We start from the raw sequence: 15,731 nt of genomic DNA, 5'->3' as shown, positions 1-15,731 counted from the left end.
TGACCGCGGTGTGAGAAAGGTTTTGTAATGCTCTATTGGTTGACCAGCCTGTCGGACGGAGGGGATTTCTTCAACCTCTTCCGCTACATAACTTTCCGCGCAGGCGGCGCCTTTCTGACGGCCCTGATCTTTGGCTTCCTGTTCGGCAAGCCGTTGATCAACGTGCTGCGCAGGAAACAGGGCAAAGGTCAGCCAATCCGGGATGACGGCCCCGAGGGGCACTTTACCAAGGCCGGCACGCCCACGATGGGTGGTCTGCTGATTGTAGGTGCCCTGGTGACGTCCACGCTGATTTGGGCACGGTGGGACAATCCTTATGTGTGGATGGTTCTTTTCGTCACGCTGGCCTATGCGGCCATCGGATTCGCGGACGACTATGCCAAGGTGTCGAAGCAGAATACCAAGGGCGTTTCAGGCAAAATGCGCCTGGCTTTGGGCATCATCATCGCCGCGCTGGCCGCGCTGTGGGCGACGCTGCACCACCCGGAGATGCTGCAGAACCAGCTGGCCGTGCCGATCTTCAAGGACACGCTGATCAATCTGGGTATCTTCTACATTCCGTTCTCGATCGTGGTGATCGTGGGGGCGGCGAATGCAGTGAACCTGACCGACGGGCTGGACGGGCTGGCCATCATGCCCGCGATGATCGCGGCGTCGACTTTGGGCGTGATCGCCTATGCGGTGGGTCGCGTCGACTTTACCGAATATCTGGACGTGCATTATGTGCCCGGCACGGGTGAGATCCTGATCTTCACCGCCGCGCTGTTTGGAGGCGGGCTTGGGTTCCTGTGGTACAACGCCCCGCCCGCCGCGGTGTTCATGGGGGATACCGGGTCTTTGGCCTTGGGCGGTGCGCTGGGCGCCATCGCCGTCGCCACCAAGCACGAGCTGGTTCTGGCCATCGTCGGCGGCCTGTTCGTGGTCGAGGCGTTGAGCGTGATTATCCAGGTGCTGTATTTCAAACGCACAGGGCGGCGGGTCTTCCTGATGGCGCCGATCCATCACCACTATGAGAAGAAGGGGTGGGCCGAACCGACTATCGTGATCCGGTTCTGGATCATCTCGCTGATCCTAGCGATGATTGGCCTTGCAACACTGAAAGTACGGTAAGGCTCCAGCCGGGCGCGGTGGGCCTGCGGCCCGCCTGTGCCCGTTGGGCCCGGCTCGCGCCGAGGGCGCGAGCCTGTCGCCGCCCTTGCCAAGGGTCAATTCTTCGGTACAGGGTGGCGGCGCATTGGCAGATGGAAGAAGGTGCGCGGCATGATCCCGGTCAAAGGGTTTTCAGGACATAAGGTTGCGGTTCTGGGGCTGGGGCGGTCGGGTTTGGCCACGGCGCGCGCATTGCGGGCTGGTGGGGCCGAGCCGGTCTGCTGGGATGACAACCCTGCCGCGCGCGAAAAGGCCGAGGCCGAGGGGTTCCTGTGTCAGGACCTGCGACGGCAGGGCGCCTTCGACGCGATCGCCGCGTTGATCGTCTCACCCGGCATTCCCCATCTTTATCCCGAACCCAACCCGGTTGTTGCCGCCGCACTGCAGGCTGGCGTACCGGTCGACAATGACATTGGTCTGTTCTTCCGCTCGTTGGGCGGTGCCGAATGGGACAAGTTCGATGTGCCGCCGCGTGTGGTCGCCGTCACCGGTTCGAACGGGAAATCGACCACGGCCGCGCTGATCCACCACATCCTGACCCAGTCGGGGCGCGAGGCGCAGCTGGCGGGCAATATCGGGCGCGGCGTTCTGGATATCGACCCCGGCGGCGACGGATCAGTGGTGGTGCTGGAGCTTTCCAGCTATCAGACCGAGCTGGCGCGTGCGCTGACGCCCGACGTGGCGGTGTTCACCAATCTCTCGCCCGACCATTTGGACCGACACGGGGGCATGGGCGGCTATTTTTCCGCCAAGCGCCGCCTGTTCTCAGAAGGCGGTCCCGACCGTGCCGTGATCGGCGTGGACGAGATCGAAGGCGCGTTTCTCGCTGGGCAACTGGCCGAAGGGCCGGGCGACGACCGGGTGATCCGCGTCTCTGTGGCGCGCAAATTGGCCGGTCCGGGTTGGCAGGTCTTTGCCCGCAAGGGGTTCCTGTCGGAGTACCGCAAGGGGCGGCAGGCCGCGTCGATCGACCTGCGCGGCATCAAGGGCTTGCCCGGAACGCACAACCACCAAAACGCGTGCTCGGCCTATGCCGCCTGCCGCGCGCTGGGGCTGGCGCCCAAGTTGATCGAGGACGCGTTGCTCAGCTATCCAGGCTTGCCGCACCGCAGCCAGATCATCGCTGAGGCAAACGGTGTGACATTCGTGAATGACTCCAAGGCCACCAATGTCGACAGCGCCGCCAAGGCGCTGGGCGCGTTCAAAAAGATCCGCTGGATCTGCGGCGGGCTTGAGAAAGAGGGCGGTATCGCAGCGCTGAACGACGCGACCGACGAGGTTCTGTGCGCCTACGTGATCGGGCGCGAGGCGGCCGGCTTCGCCATGCAGTTGTCGGTTGAAGCCCGCGTTTGCACCACCATGGCCGAGGCGGTCGAACAGGCCATGCGCGACGCCGCGCCGGGTGAGACCGTGCTGCTGGCGCCCGCGGCGGCCAGTTTCGACCAGTACGACAATTTCGAACAGCGCGGTGACGATTTCGTGGCGCAGGTACAAAAGCGGCTTTGAACTGCGCATTTGCAATGAACCGCCGGTTGGGCCAAATTGAAGTGCTATCAGCTTGACGCACCAGAATTAATGATTTTGTTACCCTAGGAATCCAACACGAGGTTAAGACCATGCTGAACCGCAAGCTTTCAATGATCCTGCCGGCCATCCTGGTGGCAGGGGCCTGCACGAACACAGGCGCGAACTACCAGCCCATTGTGGATGGACCCGTCAGCCCGAATTACAACGCAGACTTGGCGCAGTGTCAGGCCGTGGCGCGGCAGCAGGGCACGATCGACAGCAATACCGCTGGCGCGGCGGCCATTGGCGCGGCGGGTGCAGCGGGCACCAAAGCCATCATCGACGACAGCGCAAGCGATCTGGGCCGTGCGGCCGTCGCTGGCGCACTGGTGGGGGCAGGGGCCAGCGCTCTGCAAAACACCCAGAAGCAGGAAGTCATCGTCCGCAACTGCATGCGCGGCCGCGGCTATAACGTCGTAGGCTAAAGGCGACCGGCGATCGCAATTCCGGCGGCGTGGCCCGAGGACCACGCCCATTGGAAATTGTACCCGCCCAGCCATCCGGTGACATCCACCGCTTCACCAATCGCATAGAGGCCGGGGACATCCCTGGCCTCCATCGTTTTGGACGACAGGCCGTCCGTGTCGATGCCGCCCAAGGTGACTTCGGCGGTGCGATACCCTTCGGTGCCCGAGGGGGTCAGTGCCCAGTCGGACAGCGAATCGGTCAGTGCCTGCAACGCCGCATCCGACTGATCGGCCAGGTTGCCGCGCATCGGGATATGGGTGCTCAGATACTCGACCAGGCGGGCGGGCAGGTGGCGCGCGAGTTCGGTTGTCAGGGCCTTGCGGCCTGCGCTTTGCCGCCGTTCGCGCAGCAGGTCGAACAGGGGCAGCTCGGGGATCAGGTTGACCCGGATCGCCTCGCCCTCGTGCCAGTATGAGGACAGTTGCAGCACAGCCGGCCCGCTCAGGCCGCGATGGGTGAACAGCAGTGCCTCGTCGAAACTCTTGCGATCGTTCGACAATCGCGTCGGCACGGAAACACCGGACAAGTCTTTGAACCGCCCGTCGGGGAAGGTGAACGGCACCAAAGCGGCACGGGTTTCGGTGACGTGCAAGCCAAACTGCGCGGCGATGTCATAGGCCAGCCCGGTCGCACCCATCTTGGGGATGGATTTTCCGCCGGTGGCCAATACCACGTTGGCAGAGCTCAGGTCATATCGCGCACCCTCGCGCTCGACCATCATTTCAAAGCCGGTTTCGGTCTTGCGCAGATCGCGCAGCGACGTGTGCAACCACAGCTCGGCGCCTGCGCGGTCCATCTCGGCCAGCAGCATGGCGATGACCTGCTTCGATGAGCCGTCGCAGAACAGCTGTCCCAGCGTCTTTTCATGCCATGCGATGCCGTGACGGTCCACGAGGTCGATGAAATCCCATTGCGTGTACCGCGCCAGCGCAGATTTGCAGAAATGCGGGTTCTGCGACAAGAAGTTCTGTGGTCCGGCGTGGAGGTTGGTGAAGTTGCACCGCCCCCCGCCCGAGATGCGGATCTTTTCCCCCGGCGCCTTGGCGTGATCGATCACCAGTACACGCCCGCCGCAATGGGCGGCGCACATCATGCCGGCGGCTCCGGCGCCCAGTATGATCGTGTCAAATCGCATCCCTCGCCCTTGGCGCGGATTGACGCCAATGACAAGAGGAAGAGGCTGGCCTGAGGGGCATTTTCCCTGTAGACTCTCAAACAGATCCCGAAAACGGGACGTTAACGAGGCAGATAGTGGCGGTATCTCATGACTGAGATGGTGTATGGCGCGGTCCAGGACCAGCGCGGTGAACCGATCCTTCCGAAATGGTGGCGGACGATTGACCGCTGGACGATGTCCTGCGTGCTGATCCTGTTTGCGATCGGGCTTCTGCTGGGGCTGGCCTCGTCGCCGCCGTTGGCGCAGCGCAACGGGTTCGATCCGTTCCACTATGTCGAGCGTCAGGCCCTTTTCGGTGTGTTGGCGCTGATCGCGATGATGCTGACCTCGATGATGTCACCCACCTTGGTGCGTCGGTTGGCGGTGCTGGGCTTTCTGGCCTCATTTGTTGCGCTGGCCTTTCTGCCGGTCTTCGGAACCGATTTCGGCAAAGGTGCGGTGCGCTGGTATTCGCTGGGCTTCGCCTCGCTGCAACCGTCCGAGTTTCTGAAGCCGGGCTTCATTGTCGTGGCCGCGTGGCTGCTGGCCGCAGCGCAGGAGATCAATGGCCCCCCGGGGCGGTTGTGGTCGTTTGCGCTGTGTATGTCGATTGTTGGCATGTTGGTGATGCAGCCTGATTTCGGTCAGGCCTGTCTGATCCTGTTCGGCTGGGGCGTGATGTATTTCGTAGCGGGTGCACCGATGTTCCTGCTGCTGGGAATGGCCGGGGCGGTCGTCTTGGGTGGCATGTTCGCCTACGCCAATTCTGAACACTTCGCCCGGCGCATCGATGGTTTCCTGAATCAAGAGGTCGATCCGACGACCCAGTTGGGCTATGCCACCAACGCAATCCGCGAGGGCGGGCTGTTTGGGGTTGGGGTTGGCGAGGGGCAGGTGAAATGGTCGCTGCCCGATGCACATACCGATTTCATCATCGCCGTCGCGGCCGAAGAATACGGCCTGATCCTGGTGCTGATCATCATCGCGCTCTATTCAATCATCGTGGTACGGTCCCTGCTGCGACTGATGCGCGAGCGTGACATGTTCACCCGGTTGGCAGGCACGGGGCTGGCTTGCATGTTCGGTGTTCAGGCGATGATCAACATGGGCGTCGCGGTGCGCCTGCTGCCGGCCAAGGGCATGACGCTGCCTTTCGTCAGCTACGGCGGCTCGTCGTTGATCGCGGGCGGCATCGCACTGGGCATGCTGCTGGCCTTCACCCGCACCCGCCCACAGGGCGAACTGGGCGACATTCTGCGCGGACGAGGCTGATGACGAACCCTTATTTGCTGATCGCGGCTGGCGGAACCGGGGGCCACATGTTCCCCGCCCAGGCGCTGGCCGAGGCGATGCTGAACAAGGATTGGCGCGTGCGCCTGTCCACCGATGCGCGCGGCGCGCGTTATACCGGCGGTTTCCCGCATTCAACCGAGATCGTCGAGGTCTCCTCGGCCACTTTCGCCCGCGGCGGGCTGGCGGCCAAGGCGCTGGCCGGCCCGCGGATCGCGGCCGGTGTGGCCGGGATGACGGCCCAGTTGCTGCGCGACAGGCCGGACGTGGTGGTTGGGTTCGGCGGCTATCCGTCGATCCCGGCGCTGAGCGCGGCGGTGATGCTGCGTCTGCCCCGCATGATCCACGAACAGAACGGCGTTTTGGGGCGCGTGAACCAGTTGTTCGCCACGCGGGTTGCGCATGTGGCCTGCGGTGTCTGGCCCACCGACCTGCCCGAGGGCGCCCACGGTATCCACACCGGCAACCCCGTCCGGGCTGCCGTTCTGGAACGTGCGGCCGCGCCCTACATCCCGCCCGGAGACTATCCGATGTCGGTGCTTGTGATGGGCGGCAGCCAGGGCGCCCGTATCCTCAGCGATGTAGTCCCCGGCGCCATAGCTGCACTGCCCGAGAGCCTGCGCCAGTATATCCGCGTCTCTCACCAAGCGCGCGAGGAGGACACCGAACGGGTCAGCGCCTTCTACGCCGACCACGGGATTCTGGCCGAGGTCCAGCCCTTTTTCCACGACGTGCCCCGCCGCATGTCCGAGGCGCAGCTGGTCATCAGCCGCTCGGGTGCGTCCAGCGTGGCCGACATCTCGGTGATCGGGCGACCTTCGATCCTGATCCCCTTCGCCGCCGCCGCAGGCGATCACCAGACCGCTAATGCGCGCGGGCTGGTGCAGGCGGGCGGGGCAATCATGATCCCCGAAAATGCGCTTGACGTTCCCGCCCTGACCGAGCAAATCGCACTGGTTCTGACCAACCCCGAAGCTGCACAGAAAATGGCCCATGCTGCCCTGTCGGTCGGGGCGCCCGACGCGACCGAGCGTCTGGTGGCCCTTGTCGAACAGCTGGCGCAGAAGGAGACCCCATGAATCCAGCAACCAAACTCCCGCAGGATGTCGGACCGATCCATTTCGTGGGCATCGGTGGCATCGGAATGTCGGGCATCGCCGAGGTGCTGCTGAACCTTGGGTACCAAGTGCAGGGATCCGATCTGAAAGCGTCGAAGATCACCGACCGGCTGGCCTCGCTGGGGGCTGAGATTTTTGTGGGTCAGCGGGCTGAAAACCTCGACAATGCGACCGTCGTGGTCGTCTCGACAGCGATCAAGCCGGGCAACCCTGAATTGGACGGCGCTCGTGCGCTGGGCCTGCCGGTGGTGCGCCGCGCCGACATGTTGGCCGAGCTGATGCGGCTGAAATCCAACATTGCCATCGCCGGTACCCACGGCAAGACCACGACCACCACGATGATGGCCGAGTTGATGGTGGCGGGCGATTTCGACCCGACCGTGATCAACGGCGGCGTGATCCATGCCTACGGCTCGAACGCGCGGATGGGGCAGGGCGAATGGATGGTGGTCGAGGCCGACGAGTCCGACGGCTCGTTCAACCGGCTGCCGGCGACCATCGCCATCGTCACCAATATCGACCCCGAGCACATGGAGCATTGGGGTGATTTCGACCGGCTGCGCGCGGGCTTTCATGATTTCGTCTCGAACATCCCGTTCTACGGTCTGGCGGTGTGCTGCACCGACCATGCCGAGGTTCAGGCGTTGGTGGGCCGCATCACCGACCGCCGCGTGCGCACCTATGGGTTCAACGCCCAAGCCGACGTGCGTGCAGTCAACCTGACCTACAAGGGCGGCATCGCGCATTTCGACATCCACCTGCAATACGAGGATACCGTGATCGAGGGTTGCACCCTCCCGATGCCGGGCGATCACAACGTCTCGAACGCGCTGTCAGCCGTGGCCGTGGCACGTCATCTGGGCATGAAAACCGCTGAAATCCGCGACGCGCTGGCCAATTTCGGCGGCGTCAACCGCCGCTTTACCAAGGTGGGCGAGGTGAACGGCGTCACCATCATCGACGATTACGGCCATCACCCTGTGGAAATCGCGGCGGTGCTCAAGGCTGCACGTCAGGCAACCGAAGGCCGCGTGATCGCCGTGCACCAGCCGCACCGCTATTCACGCTTGTCCAACCTGTTCGACGATTTCTGCGCCTGTTTCAACGACGCCGATGTCGTGGCCATTGCCGAGGTCTTCTCTGCCGGTGAGGATCCGATCGAAGGTGCCAGCCGCGACGATCTGGTGCAGGGCCTGATCCGTCACGGCCACCGTCACGCGCGCGCGCTGCTGGACGAAGGCGACCTAGAGCGTCTGGTCCGCGAGCAGGCCCGGCCCGGCGACATGGTCGTCTGCCTGGGTGCCGGCACCATCAGTACCTGGGCAAATGCGCTGCCTGACCGGCTGAAGGAAAAACAAGCCGTTTGACGTTAGCAGGCATTTGGGTGCACAACTTGCGGATGTGTCGCTGCCTTGGTGCGTGACTCATTTGCGGAGAGAACCATGGATTATTCCGTCATCTTTGCCGCCCTTTGGGTGATCTGCGCCACTGTCGTGGCACTGCTGCCGATGCGCCTGCAATTCCCGCCGGGCATCGTGCTGCTGATCTGCGCACCGGTTCTGATCGTCTGGCTGGGCGTGGCGCATGGCTGGCTGATCGGAGCGCTGGCCTTTGCGGGGTTCGTATCGATGTTCCGCAATCCTATCCGGTATTATTGGCGCAAATGGTCGGGCCGCGAGGTGGAGCAATGAGCTGGTCGATCGCACTTGCCGCCCTGTGGGGCATCGCCGCCAATGTGCTGGCTATGATCCCCAGCAAGGACAACCACTGGACCCGCGCCTATGCGCTGATCGCGGTGGGCATTCCGATCCTAGGCTATGTCACCTATGAAAACGGGCCGTGGGTCGGCCTGTTCGTTCTCGCCGCCGGCATGTCGGTGTTGCGCTGGCCGGTGATCTATCTGACCCGTTGGACAAAGGCGAAAATGCAAGGCATGAAGGCGGCGGACAAATAACCCGACACCCCTTCGGAGACCAACGATGACGGACATCGCCACATTTGCTTACCTGCCGCTCGCGGCGCTTGTGCTCGGGACGCTGGCCGGCTTTGTCGCCGCGCGATGGCTTGGCCTGCGCGCGCTGTTGTGGCTGATCGGTTTGACTTCGGTTGTTGCGCTTGTCCTGATCGTGATGTTGGCAGGCGTCGGCACGGGCGAGGAGGAGCAGGCCTTTGGGCACTTCGTCTGGCTGACCGGAGGTGTTCTGCCGATTCTGTTCGCGGAAATCATGGGCGGAGTCGTCGGGCGCAGCCTGGCGGTGCGATCCGGACAATGACCACGATCCCAACGCCTCGTGGCCGTCTGACTGCGGCCCGTGCTCTGAACGACCTCACCTGGCTGCGTGTCGGCGGCCCGGCGGACTATCTGTTTCAGCCGGCTGACCTTGAGGATTTGCAGGCTTTCCTGCGCGACCTTCCGGCCGAGGTGCCGGTGTTTCCCATGGGCGTCGGCTCGAACCTGATCGTCCGCGATGGGGGCTTGCGGGCCGTGGTGATCCGGCTGGGGCGCGGCTTCAACGGCATCTCGGTCGAGGGCACCACCGTCACCGCGGGGGCGGCCACGCTGGATGCGCATGTGGCGCGCAAGGCGGCGGATGCGGGGGTGGACCTCACCTTTCTGCGCACCATTCCGGGTTCTATCGGCGGGGCCGTGCGGATGAACGCCGGGTGCTATGGCAGCTACACGGCGGATGTTCTGAAATCGGCTACCATCGTCACCCGGCAGGGCGAGGTGGTCGAACGGGCGCCGGCCGATCTGAACTTCCGCTATCGTCAGTCCGACCTGCCCGAGGGTGCGGTGCTGGTGTCGGCCACGTTCCAGGGCCCGGCGGGTGATCCGGCCGACCTGCACGCCCGGATGGAGGCGCAGCTGAAAAAGCGCGACGAGACCCAGCCCACCAAGGACCGCAGCGCCGGGTCGACCTTCCGCAATCCGGCCGGATTCTCCTCGACCGGGAGGTCGGACGATGTTCACGACCTGAAGGCCTGGAAGGTGATCGACGACGCCGGAATGCGCGGCGCCCGGCGCGGGGGCGCACAGATGAGCCCCAAGCACTCGAATTTCCTGATCAATACCGGAAACGCCACCGCCGCCGACCTCGAAGGGCTGGGCGAAGAGGTGCGAAAAAAGGTTTACGAAACAAGCGGGATCACGCTAGAGTGGGAAATCATGCGGGTTGGTGATCCGCTGACAGATTAAAGCCCCGACCGTCAGACCAAAACAGGCAAATTCAGGCGACGGATCAAAGGCATAACGAAATACGGACCACCAGATAAGGTCCGGGGACATTGAGGCGCACGAACGTGGGTAGGTCGAGCAGGACAAACCCCAAAGTGGCGGTATTGATGGGTGGCCCCTCGGCGGAACGCGAGGTGTCTCTCAGCAGCGGGCGCGAATGCGCAGCCGCCCTTGTGGGAGAAGGGATCGAGGTCGTCGAACTGGACGCCGGTCCTGACCTTTGTGCGCGTTTGCAGGACATCAAGCCTGACGTGGTTTTCAACGCCCTGCATGGCCGCTGGGGCGAGGATGGTTGCGTGCAGGGTCTGCTGGAGTGGCTGCGAATGCCCTACACGCATTCCGGCGTGTTGGCCTCGGCGCTGGCCATGGACAAACAGCGCAGCAAAGAGGTTTTCCGCGCGGCCGGCCTGCCTGTAGCCGACAGCGTGATCGTTCCGAAATCGGACGTGATGGCGGGGCACGTCATGCCCGCGCCATATGTGGTCAAGCCCAACAACGAAGGCTCGAGCGTCGGGATCTACCTTGTGTTCGAAGGGTCGAAGGGCCCGCCGCAGCTGTCGGATGACATGCCCGAACAGGTCATGGTCGAACAATACGTGGCGGGGCGCGAGCTGACGGTGACCGTGATGGGCGACCGCGCCTTGACCGTGACCGAGATTCTGACCGACGGTTGGTACGACTACGACGCCAAATACAAGCCCGGCGGATCGCGCCACGTGCTGCCGGCCGAGATCCCGCCGCGGATCTTCGAGTTGTGCATGGAATATGCCCTGCGCGCCCATCAGGTTCTGGGGTGCCGCGGCGTCAGCCGTACCGACTACCGCTGGGACGACGCCAAGGGCGAAGAGGGCCTGTTTCTACTGGAGACCAACACCCAGCCGGGTATGACCCCCACCTCGCTGGTGCCTGAACAAGCCGCGCATCTGGGCATGACCTTCGGTCAGCTCTGCGCCTGGATGGTCGAGGACGCCTCATGCGACCGCTGACCGCCACACGTGCGCCGGTGATCCACCGCGCCAAGCCTCTTTCCGGCCCGGATGCCGAGTTCCAGTCTGCGGATGCCGACGCCGACCGCGCAGAGCCCAAATTGCGGTTGCGCGGTGGTCGGTTCTTCCGCCGTGGCAAGGGCCGTGCGGACCCGGCACCGTCGCGGTTCAGTTATCGGTTCCAGCGATGGATGCTGACGCCGGGAATCCGGCTGGGGGTCAAGATCGGAGTGCCGCTCTGCGCCGTCGTGGCGACGGTTGGGCTCTACTTCGCGGCCGAAGAGCGGCGAGAAGCGGTTCGGGCGCAGGTGGACAACCTGATCACGTCGTTCCAGGAGCGTCCTGAATTCATGGTCAAGCTCATGGCGATCGACGGGGCGGGGGCCGGCCTTGCTGATGACATCCGCGAAGTCGTGCCTTTGGACTTCCCGCTCAGCTCCTGGGATCTGGATGTCGAGCAGATCCGGGACACGATCACCGGCTTGGACCCGGTCAAATCGGCAACCGTGCGGATCCGTCCGGGCGGCATTCTGCAGGTCGATGTTGTCGAACGTCAGCCCGTGATCGTCTGGCGCACCCGTGAAGGCATCCAGCTGTTGGACGAAACGGGCACACACGTGGCCGAGATCGCGGCTCGGACCGAGCGCTCCGATCTTCCGCTGATTGCCGGTCAGGGTGCAGATCAGCATGTGGCCGAGGCACTGGAGCTTCTGGCCACTGCGCGCAGCCTGGGCAGCCGGGTGCGCGGTCTGGTCCGCGTCGGCGAGCGGCGCTGGGACCTGGTTCTGGACCGAGGCCAACGGGTCATGCTGCCGACGGAGCGCCCGGTGCGCGCGCTCGAGCGTGTACTGGCGGTGAACGAGGTGCAGGACCTTCTGGAACGGGATGTTGCCGTGGTCGATATGCGCATAGGGGCGCGGCCGACCATTCGGATGACAGAAGCCGCCAGCGCAGACTGGTGGAATACAAAAGTGACTATGGGTAACGGGCAGTAATACGATGATGACGGATCTCTATCAGTCTCAACGCGCAATGCGCCAGATGCGCAGACAGGCCATGCAACGCGGTGTCGTTGCGATCCTGGATGTCGGAAGTTCCAAGATCGCCTGTCTTGTGCTGCGTTTTGATGGGTCGGCGCGGCTCAGCGAGGACAACTCGATCGGGTCCATGGCCGGGCAGACCGGGTTCCGGGTGATCGGTGCGGCGACGACCCGATCGCGCGGGGTGCGCTTTGGTGAGATCACGGCCATGCAGGAGACCGAGCGCGCCATCCGCACCGCGCTGCAGGCCGCTCAGAAGATGGCCGATATCCGGGTAGACCATGTGATCGCCTGTTTCTCGGGGGCAAACCCTCGGTCTTATGGGCTGGATGCGCAGGTGGATCTGGACGGTCAGCTGGTGACCGAGGCCGAGATCGGTCGTGTCCTGAACGCGTGCGATGTCCCGGACTATGGGTCAGGGCGCGAGGTGCTGCATGCACAACCTGTGAACTTCGCTCTGGACAACCGATCTGGCTTGATCGACCCGCGAGGGCAGATGGGGCAGACGCTTGCGGTCGACATGCACATGTTGACGGTCGATGCGGTTGCGATTCAGAACATCGTTCGTTGCGTCAAGCGGTGCGACCTGGAATTGGCTGGCATCGCGAACTCGGCCTATGTGTCGGGGATTTCTGCGCTGGTAGAAGACGAACAGGAACTTGGAGCGGCCTGTATCGACATGGGCGGTGGGTCCACCGGCGTTTCGATCTTCATCAAAAAGCACATGATCTATGCCGACAGTGTCCGCATGGGCGGGGATCACGTCACCAGTGACATCTCTATGGGGCTTGGTGTGTCCGCCTCGGTCGCCGAGCGGATCAAGACCTTCAATGGCGGGGTTCACGCCACCGGAGCCGATGACCGCGACATGATCGACATTGGCGGCGACACTGGGGATTGGGAACACGACCGGCGTACCGTCAGCCGTGCCGAGCTGATCGGCATCATGCGCCCGCGAGTCGAGGAAATCCTCGAGGAAGTCCGCGTTCGGCTGGACGCTGCAGGGTTCGAACATATGCCAAGCCAACAGATCGTTTTGACCGGTGGAGCCAGTCAGATCCCCGGTCTGGATGGGCTGGCCAGCCGGATACTAGGTCAGCGGGTGCGTCTGGGCCGACCGCTGCGTGTGCATGGGTTGCCGCAATCTGCGACAGGCCCGGGGTTCTCGTCGGCGGTTGGTCTTGCGCTGTTTGCGGCGCATCCGCAGGATGAATGGTGGGACTTTGAAATCCCGGTCGATACCTACGCAGCACGGCCATTCAAGCGTGCCGTGCGCTGGTTCCGTGACAACTGGTAGGTTCCTGCTCCGGGCTGCGGTGTTTTGCGCAGCCTGGGTTCCGGCTGCGGCTGTCGCGCAGACCCGTATCTCGCCCGAAGCATTCCTGGACGCGGTGGTCGGGAAAACCGTCACGTTCCACGAATTGACCAGCGGTATGCTTGTGGGCACCGAGGAGTTCCTCAGCCCAACCCGCTCGGTCTGGCGGCGAGAGGGCGAGGGCTGCGTCCATGGCCGGATCACGACGCCGGACGGCAAGCTGTGCTTCCTCTATGACACCGAGCCCGGCCCGGTATGCTGGTGGCCATTCGAGCATGATGGGCGGTTGCTGGTCAGGATCGCGCGGCTGGGGGATGGCGAAATCCAGGAAGTCAGCGGGTTTTCGGACGACGGCCTGGATTGTCCTTCCGTTCCCATCAGCTGAAAATTCCGGTTGCGGTGCAGGGATTTATCCCTCAGAATATCGACAAGGCCCGTCAGAGGCTCGTCGGCAGGACCCGAGCAGTCAGCCGCAGTTTGAACAGGATGTCCAGCATCGCACCCGCCAAATCAGGCTGGGGGTTTTCGCGTGTGTGGTGGTCTGTCCGCCCTGAACCGCTAGATTTGCGCAGTCGGGCGAAATGCCGCGAAAAACCGCCTTATTTCTTCCATATTTTGTGGATTCACGCGATTTTTGGCGTGACGTTTGACGTTTGGAAAGGTAGAATCACAAGCGGATAGGCAAGAAAAACACCGCTTTGCGGGATCATAAATACAGGCGGACAGAGCATGACATTGAATCTTTCGATGCCCGGGCACGACGAACTCAAGCCTCGGATTACGGTATTTGGCGTAGGCGGTGCAGGTGGAAACGCCGTCAACAACATGATTGAAAAACAACTCGACGGCGTTGACTTCGTGGTGGCCAACACGGACGCGCAGGCACTGCAGCAAAGCCGCTCGTCGGCGCGGGTGCAGTTGGGCATCAAGGTGACCGAGGGTCTGGGCGCGGGTGCCCGCGCATCGGTCGGCGCCGCCGCCGCCGAAGAAAGCATCGAACAGATCGTCGATCACCTGGCCGGCGCGCATATGTGCTTCATCACCGCCGGCATGGGCGGTGGCACCGGCACCGGCGCCGCTCCGATCATCGCGCAAGCCGCGCGTGAACTGGGTGTGTTGACCGTGGGCGTAGTGACCAAACCGTTCCAGTTCGAAGGCGCCAAGCGCATGCGTCAGGCCGAAGACGGTGTCGAGGCGCTGCAGAAGGTCGTCGATACGCTGATCATCATCCCCAACCAGAACCTGTTCCGTCTGGCCAACGAAAAGACCACGTTCACCGAGGCCTTCTCGATGGCCGATGACGTGCTGTATCAGGGCGTCAAGGGCGTAACCGACCTGATGGTGCGTCCGGGCCTTATCAACCTCGACTTCGCCGACGTCCGCGCGGTGATGGACGAGATGGGCAAAGCCATGATGGGTACAGGCGAGGCCGAGGGCGAAGATCGAGCCATCCAGGCTGCGGAAAAGGCCATCGCCAACCCGCTGCTGGACGAAATCAGCCTCAAGGGCGCCAAGGGCGTATTGATCAACATCACTGGCAGCCATGACCTGACCCTGTTCGAACTGGACGAGGCCGCCAACCGCATCCGCGAGGAAGTGGACCCCGAGGCCAACATCATCGTCGGCTCGACGCTGGATCCCGAGATGGAAGGCAAGATGCGCGTCTCGGTCGTGGCAACCGGCATCGATGCCAGCGAAAGCGGCTCCGAGGCGCCGGCTCCGCGCCGGTCCATGTCCGCTCCTCTGACCCGTACCGTATCGGCGGAAGAAGAAGCAGCACAGCCGGCTCCGGTCGCGGCGGAAGTTTCTGAACCGGCTCCGCAGCCCGAAGCTCCGCGCGAACCGTCTCTGTTTGAAGCGGCCGAAGAGCCTTCGCACACGACTTTGCAATTCGGTCACGGCGCCGATGAGGCTGTCGAGGACGATGACGACGGGCTGCCTCCTCCGGCCTACCAGCCGCGCAGCGCCGAGTTCGATCCACAGCCCGAGCCGGTCGAACGCCCGGCGGACAGCTATCAGCCGCAACAGGTGCCGCATACTCCTGGAACGCCTTCGCCTGCCGCGCTGGAACGGCTGCAGGCGGCTGTTCAGAACGTACCGACTTCGGCCCAGCGTCTGACCGCGTCGCGCCCGCAGGAACCGGCGCCGCAGCGCCAGCCCGCCGCCGAGGAACGGCCGCGGTTCGGGTTCAACCGTTTGATCGACCGGATGACTGGGCACGCCCCGGATACCCCCGCTCAACCGGCCCGGCAACAGCCTGCGATGCGCCAGACTGACGCCACGGCACCCTCGCATGAAGAGGTCGATCCCGAGCAGGAGCGGATCGAAATTCCGGCTTTCCTGCGCCGTCAGGCCAACTGATCGCGGTAACAATATCCACTCACGGGGCTGCCGAAAGGCGGCCCTTT

16 protein-coding genes are annotated in these 15,731 nt (G+C 63.6%); 15 read left to right on the top strand and 1 reads right to left on the bottom strand.

Annotated elements, in window-relative coordinates; translation table 11 throughout:
- Positions 1-27 precede the first annotated feature (27 nt).
- From mraY to ACR3EL_RS11730, 3 genes are all read left to right on the top strand, one after another.
- Positions 28-1,110 (top strand): phospho-N-acetylmuramoyl-pentapeptide-transferase, encoded by a 1,083-nt coding sequence (mraY, locus tag ACR3EL_RS11740; RefSeq protein ID WP_093964837.1) that lies wholly within the window; start codon positions 28-30, stop codon positions 1,108-1,110.
- 150 nt (positions 1,111-1,260) lie between these two features.
- The gene (gene murD / locus ACR3EL_RS11735; RefSeq protein WP_170340284.1) at positions 1,261-2,655 is read left to right on the top strand and encodes a UDP-N-acetylmuramoyl-L-alanine--D-glutamate ligase; all 1,395 of its coding nucleotides are present in this window, start codon (positions 1,261-1,263) and stop codon (positions 2,653-2,655) included.
- A 110-nt stretch (positions 2,656-2,765) separates the two neighbouring features.
- A complete protein-coding gene (locus tag ACR3EL_RS11730) occupies positions 2,766-3,140 on the top strand; it encodes a glycine zipper family protein (RefSeq protein ID WP_093964839.1) in 375 nt (124 codons plus the stop codon).
- On the opposite strand, the gene ACR3EL_RS11725 is transcribed toward ACR3EL_RS11730, so the two are convergent.
- Positions 3,137-4,318 carry a BaiN/RdsA family NAD(P)/FAD-dependent oxidoreductase gene (locus tag ACR3EL_RS11725; protein WP_170340286.1) on the bottom strand — a complete coding sequence of 394 codons (1,182 nt, stop codon included), beginning with the start codon at positions 4,316-4,318 and terminating at the stop codon, positions 3,137-3,139. The genes ACR3EL_RS11730 and ACR3EL_RS11725 overlap by 4 nt on opposite strands.
- A 129-nt stretch (positions 4,319-4,447) precedes the next feature.
- Here ACR3EL_RS11725 and ftsW point away from each other — a divergent pair, with 129 nt between their 5' ends.
- The 12 genes from ftsW (at position 4,448) to ftsZ (ending at position 15,684) form a co-directional block, all read left to right on the top strand.
- Positions 4,448-5,611 carry a putative lipid II flippase FtsW gene (ftsW, locus tag ACR3EL_RS11720; RefSeq protein WP_093964841.1) on the top strand — a complete coding sequence of 388 codons (1,164 nt, stop codon included), beginning with the start codon at positions 4,448-4,450 and terminating at the stop codon, positions 5,609-5,611.
- Positions 5,611-6,708 carry a UDP-N-acetylglucosamine--N-acetylmuramyl-(pentapeptide) pyrophosphoryl-undecaprenol N-acetylglucosamine transferase gene (locus ACR3EL_RS11715; RefSeq protein ID WP_170340288.1) on the top strand — a complete coding sequence of 366 codons (1,098 nt, stop codon included), beginning with the start codon at positions 5,611-5,613 and terminating at the stop codon, positions 6,706-6,708. Before ftsW ends, ACR3EL_RS11715 begins: the two co-directional genes overlap by 1 nt.
- A complete protein-coding gene (gene murC, locus ACR3EL_RS11710) occupies positions 6,705-8,114 on the top strand; it encodes a UDP-N-acetylmuramate--L-alanine ligase (RefSeq protein WP_170340290.1) in 1,410 nt (469 codons plus the stop codon). Before ACR3EL_RS11715 ends, murC begins: the two co-directional genes overlap by 4 nt.
- A 75-nt stretch (positions 8,115-8,189) precedes the next feature.
- Positions 8,190-8,438 carry a DUF2484 family protein gene (locus ACR3EL_RS11705; protein ID WP_170340291.1) on the top strand — a complete coding sequence of 83 codons (249 nt, stop codon included), beginning with the start codon at positions 8,190-8,192 and terminating at the stop codon, positions 8,436-8,438.
- Complete coding sequence (locus ACR3EL_RS11700) at positions 8,435-8,701, top strand: DUF2484 family protein (protein WP_005984154.1); 267 nt, start codon at positions 8,435-8,437, stop codon at positions 8,699-8,701. Before ACR3EL_RS11705 ends, ACR3EL_RS11700 begins: the two co-directional genes overlap by 4 nt.
- Before the next feature lie 25 nt (positions 8,702-8,726).
- A complete protein-coding gene (locus tag ACR3EL_RS11695) occupies positions 8,727-9,020 on the top strand; it encodes a hypothetical protein (RefSeq protein WP_170340293.1) in 294 nt (97 codons plus the stop codon).
- Complete coding sequence (gene murB, locus ACR3EL_RS11690; RefSeq protein WP_170340294.1) at positions 9,017-9,943, top strand: UDP-N-acetylmuramate dehydrogenase; 927 nt, start codon at positions 9,017-9,019, stop codon at positions 9,941-9,943. The genes ACR3EL_RS11695 and murB overlap by 4 nt, the downstream gene beginning before the upstream one ends.
- A gap of 104 nt (positions 9,944-10,047) precedes the next feature.
- The gene (locus ACR3EL_RS11685; protein WP_170340296.1) at positions 10,048-10,968 is read left to right on the top strand and encodes a D-alanine--D-alanine ligase; all 921 of its coding nucleotides are present in this window, start codon (positions 10,048-10,050) and stop codon (positions 10,966-10,968) included.
- A complete protein-coding gene (locus tag ACR3EL_RS11680) occupies positions 10,956-11,963 on the top strand; it encodes a cell division protein FtsQ/DivIB (protein ID WP_170340297.1) in 1,008 nt (335 codons plus the stop codon). Before ACR3EL_RS11685 ends, ACR3EL_RS11680 begins: the two co-directional genes overlap by 13 nt.
- A 7-nt stretch (positions 11,964-11,970) precedes the next feature.
- Complete coding sequence (gene ftsA, locus ACR3EL_RS11675) at positions 11,971-13,305, top strand: cell division protein FtsA (protein ID WP_170340546.1); 1,335 nt, start codon at positions 11,971-11,973, stop codon at positions 13,303-13,305.
- Positions 13,306-13,324: 19 nt separating this feature from the next.
- Positions 13,325-13,708, top strand: a complete 384-nt coding sequence (locus ACR3EL_RS11670) for a hypothetical protein (RefSeq protein WP_367646650.1) — start codon at positions 13,325-13,327, stop codon at positions 13,706-13,708.
- 344 nt (positions 13,709-14,052) lie between these two features.
- Positions 14,053-15,684 carry a cell division protein FtsZ gene (ftsZ, locus tag ACR3EL_RS11665; protein WP_170340301.1) on the top strand — a complete coding sequence of 544 codons (1,632 nt, stop codon included), beginning with the start codon at positions 14,053-14,055 and terminating at the stop codon, positions 15,682-15,684.
- Positions 15,685-15,731: the final 47 nt, after the last annotated feature.

This window comes from Ruegeria sp. BJ3, from assembly GCF_056535665.1.
Note: the sequence above shows the minus strand (reverse complement) of the source record. Positions and strands in the feature narration are given on the sequence as shown.

Excerpts from the sequence above, each read along its gene's own strand:
- ftsA (WP_170340546.1), top strand. The coding sequence starts at position 11,971 with ATGACGGATCTCTATCAGTCTCAACGCGCAATGCGCCAGATGCGCAGA.
- murB (WP_170340294.1), top strand. The coding sequence starts at position 9,017 with ATGACCACGATCCCAACGCCTCGTGGCCGTCTGACTGCGGCCCGTGCT.
- ACR3EL_RS11730 (WP_093964839.1), top strand. The coding sequence starts at position 2,766 with ATGCTGAACCGCAAGCTTTCAATGATCCTGCCGGCCATCCTGGTGGCA.
- murD (WP_170340284.1), top strand. The coding sequence starts at position 1,261 with ATGATCCCGGTCAAAGGGTTTTCAGGACATAAGGTTGCGGTTCTGGGG.
- ACR3EL_RS11680 (WP_170340297.1), top strand. The coding sequence starts at position 10,956 with ATGCGACCGCTGACCGCCACACGTGCGCCGGTGATCCACCGCGCCAAG.
- ACR3EL_RS11700 (WP_005984154.1), top strand. The coding sequence starts at position 8,435 with ATGAGCTGGTCGATCGCACTTGCCGCCCTGTGGGGCATCGCCGCCAAT.
- ACR3EL_RS11695 (WP_170340293.1), top strand. The coding sequence starts at position 8,727 with ATGACGGACATCGCCACATTTGCTTACCTGCCGCTCGCGGCGCTTGTG.
- murC (WP_170340290.1), top strand. The coding sequence starts at position 6,705 with ATGAATCCAGCAACCAAACTCCCGCAGGATGTCGGACCGATCCATTTC.
- ACR3EL_RS11705 (WP_170340291.1), top strand. The coding sequence starts at position 8,190 with ATGGATTATTCCGTCATCTTTGCCGCCCTTTGGGTGATCTGCGCCACT.
- ACR3EL_RS11725 (WP_170340286.1), bottom strand. The coding sequence starts at position 4,318 with ATGCGATTTGACACGATCATACTGGGCGCCGGAGCCGCCGGCATGATG.
- ftsW (WP_093964841.1), top strand. The coding sequence starts at position 4,448 with ATGACTGAGATGGTGTATGGCGCGGTCCAGGACCAGCGCGGTGAACCG.
- mraY (WP_093964837.1), top strand. The coding sequence starts at position 28 with ATGCTCTATTGGTTGACCAGCCTGTCGGACGGAGGGGATTTCTTCAAC.
- ACR3EL_RS11715 (WP_170340288.1), top strand. The coding sequence starts at position 5,611 with ATGACGAACCCTTATTTGCTGATCGCGGCTGGCGGAACCGGGGGCCAC.
- ftsZ (WP_170340301.1), top strand. The coding sequence starts at position 14,053 with ATGACATTGAATCTTTCGATGCCCGGGCACGACGAACTCAAGCCTCGG.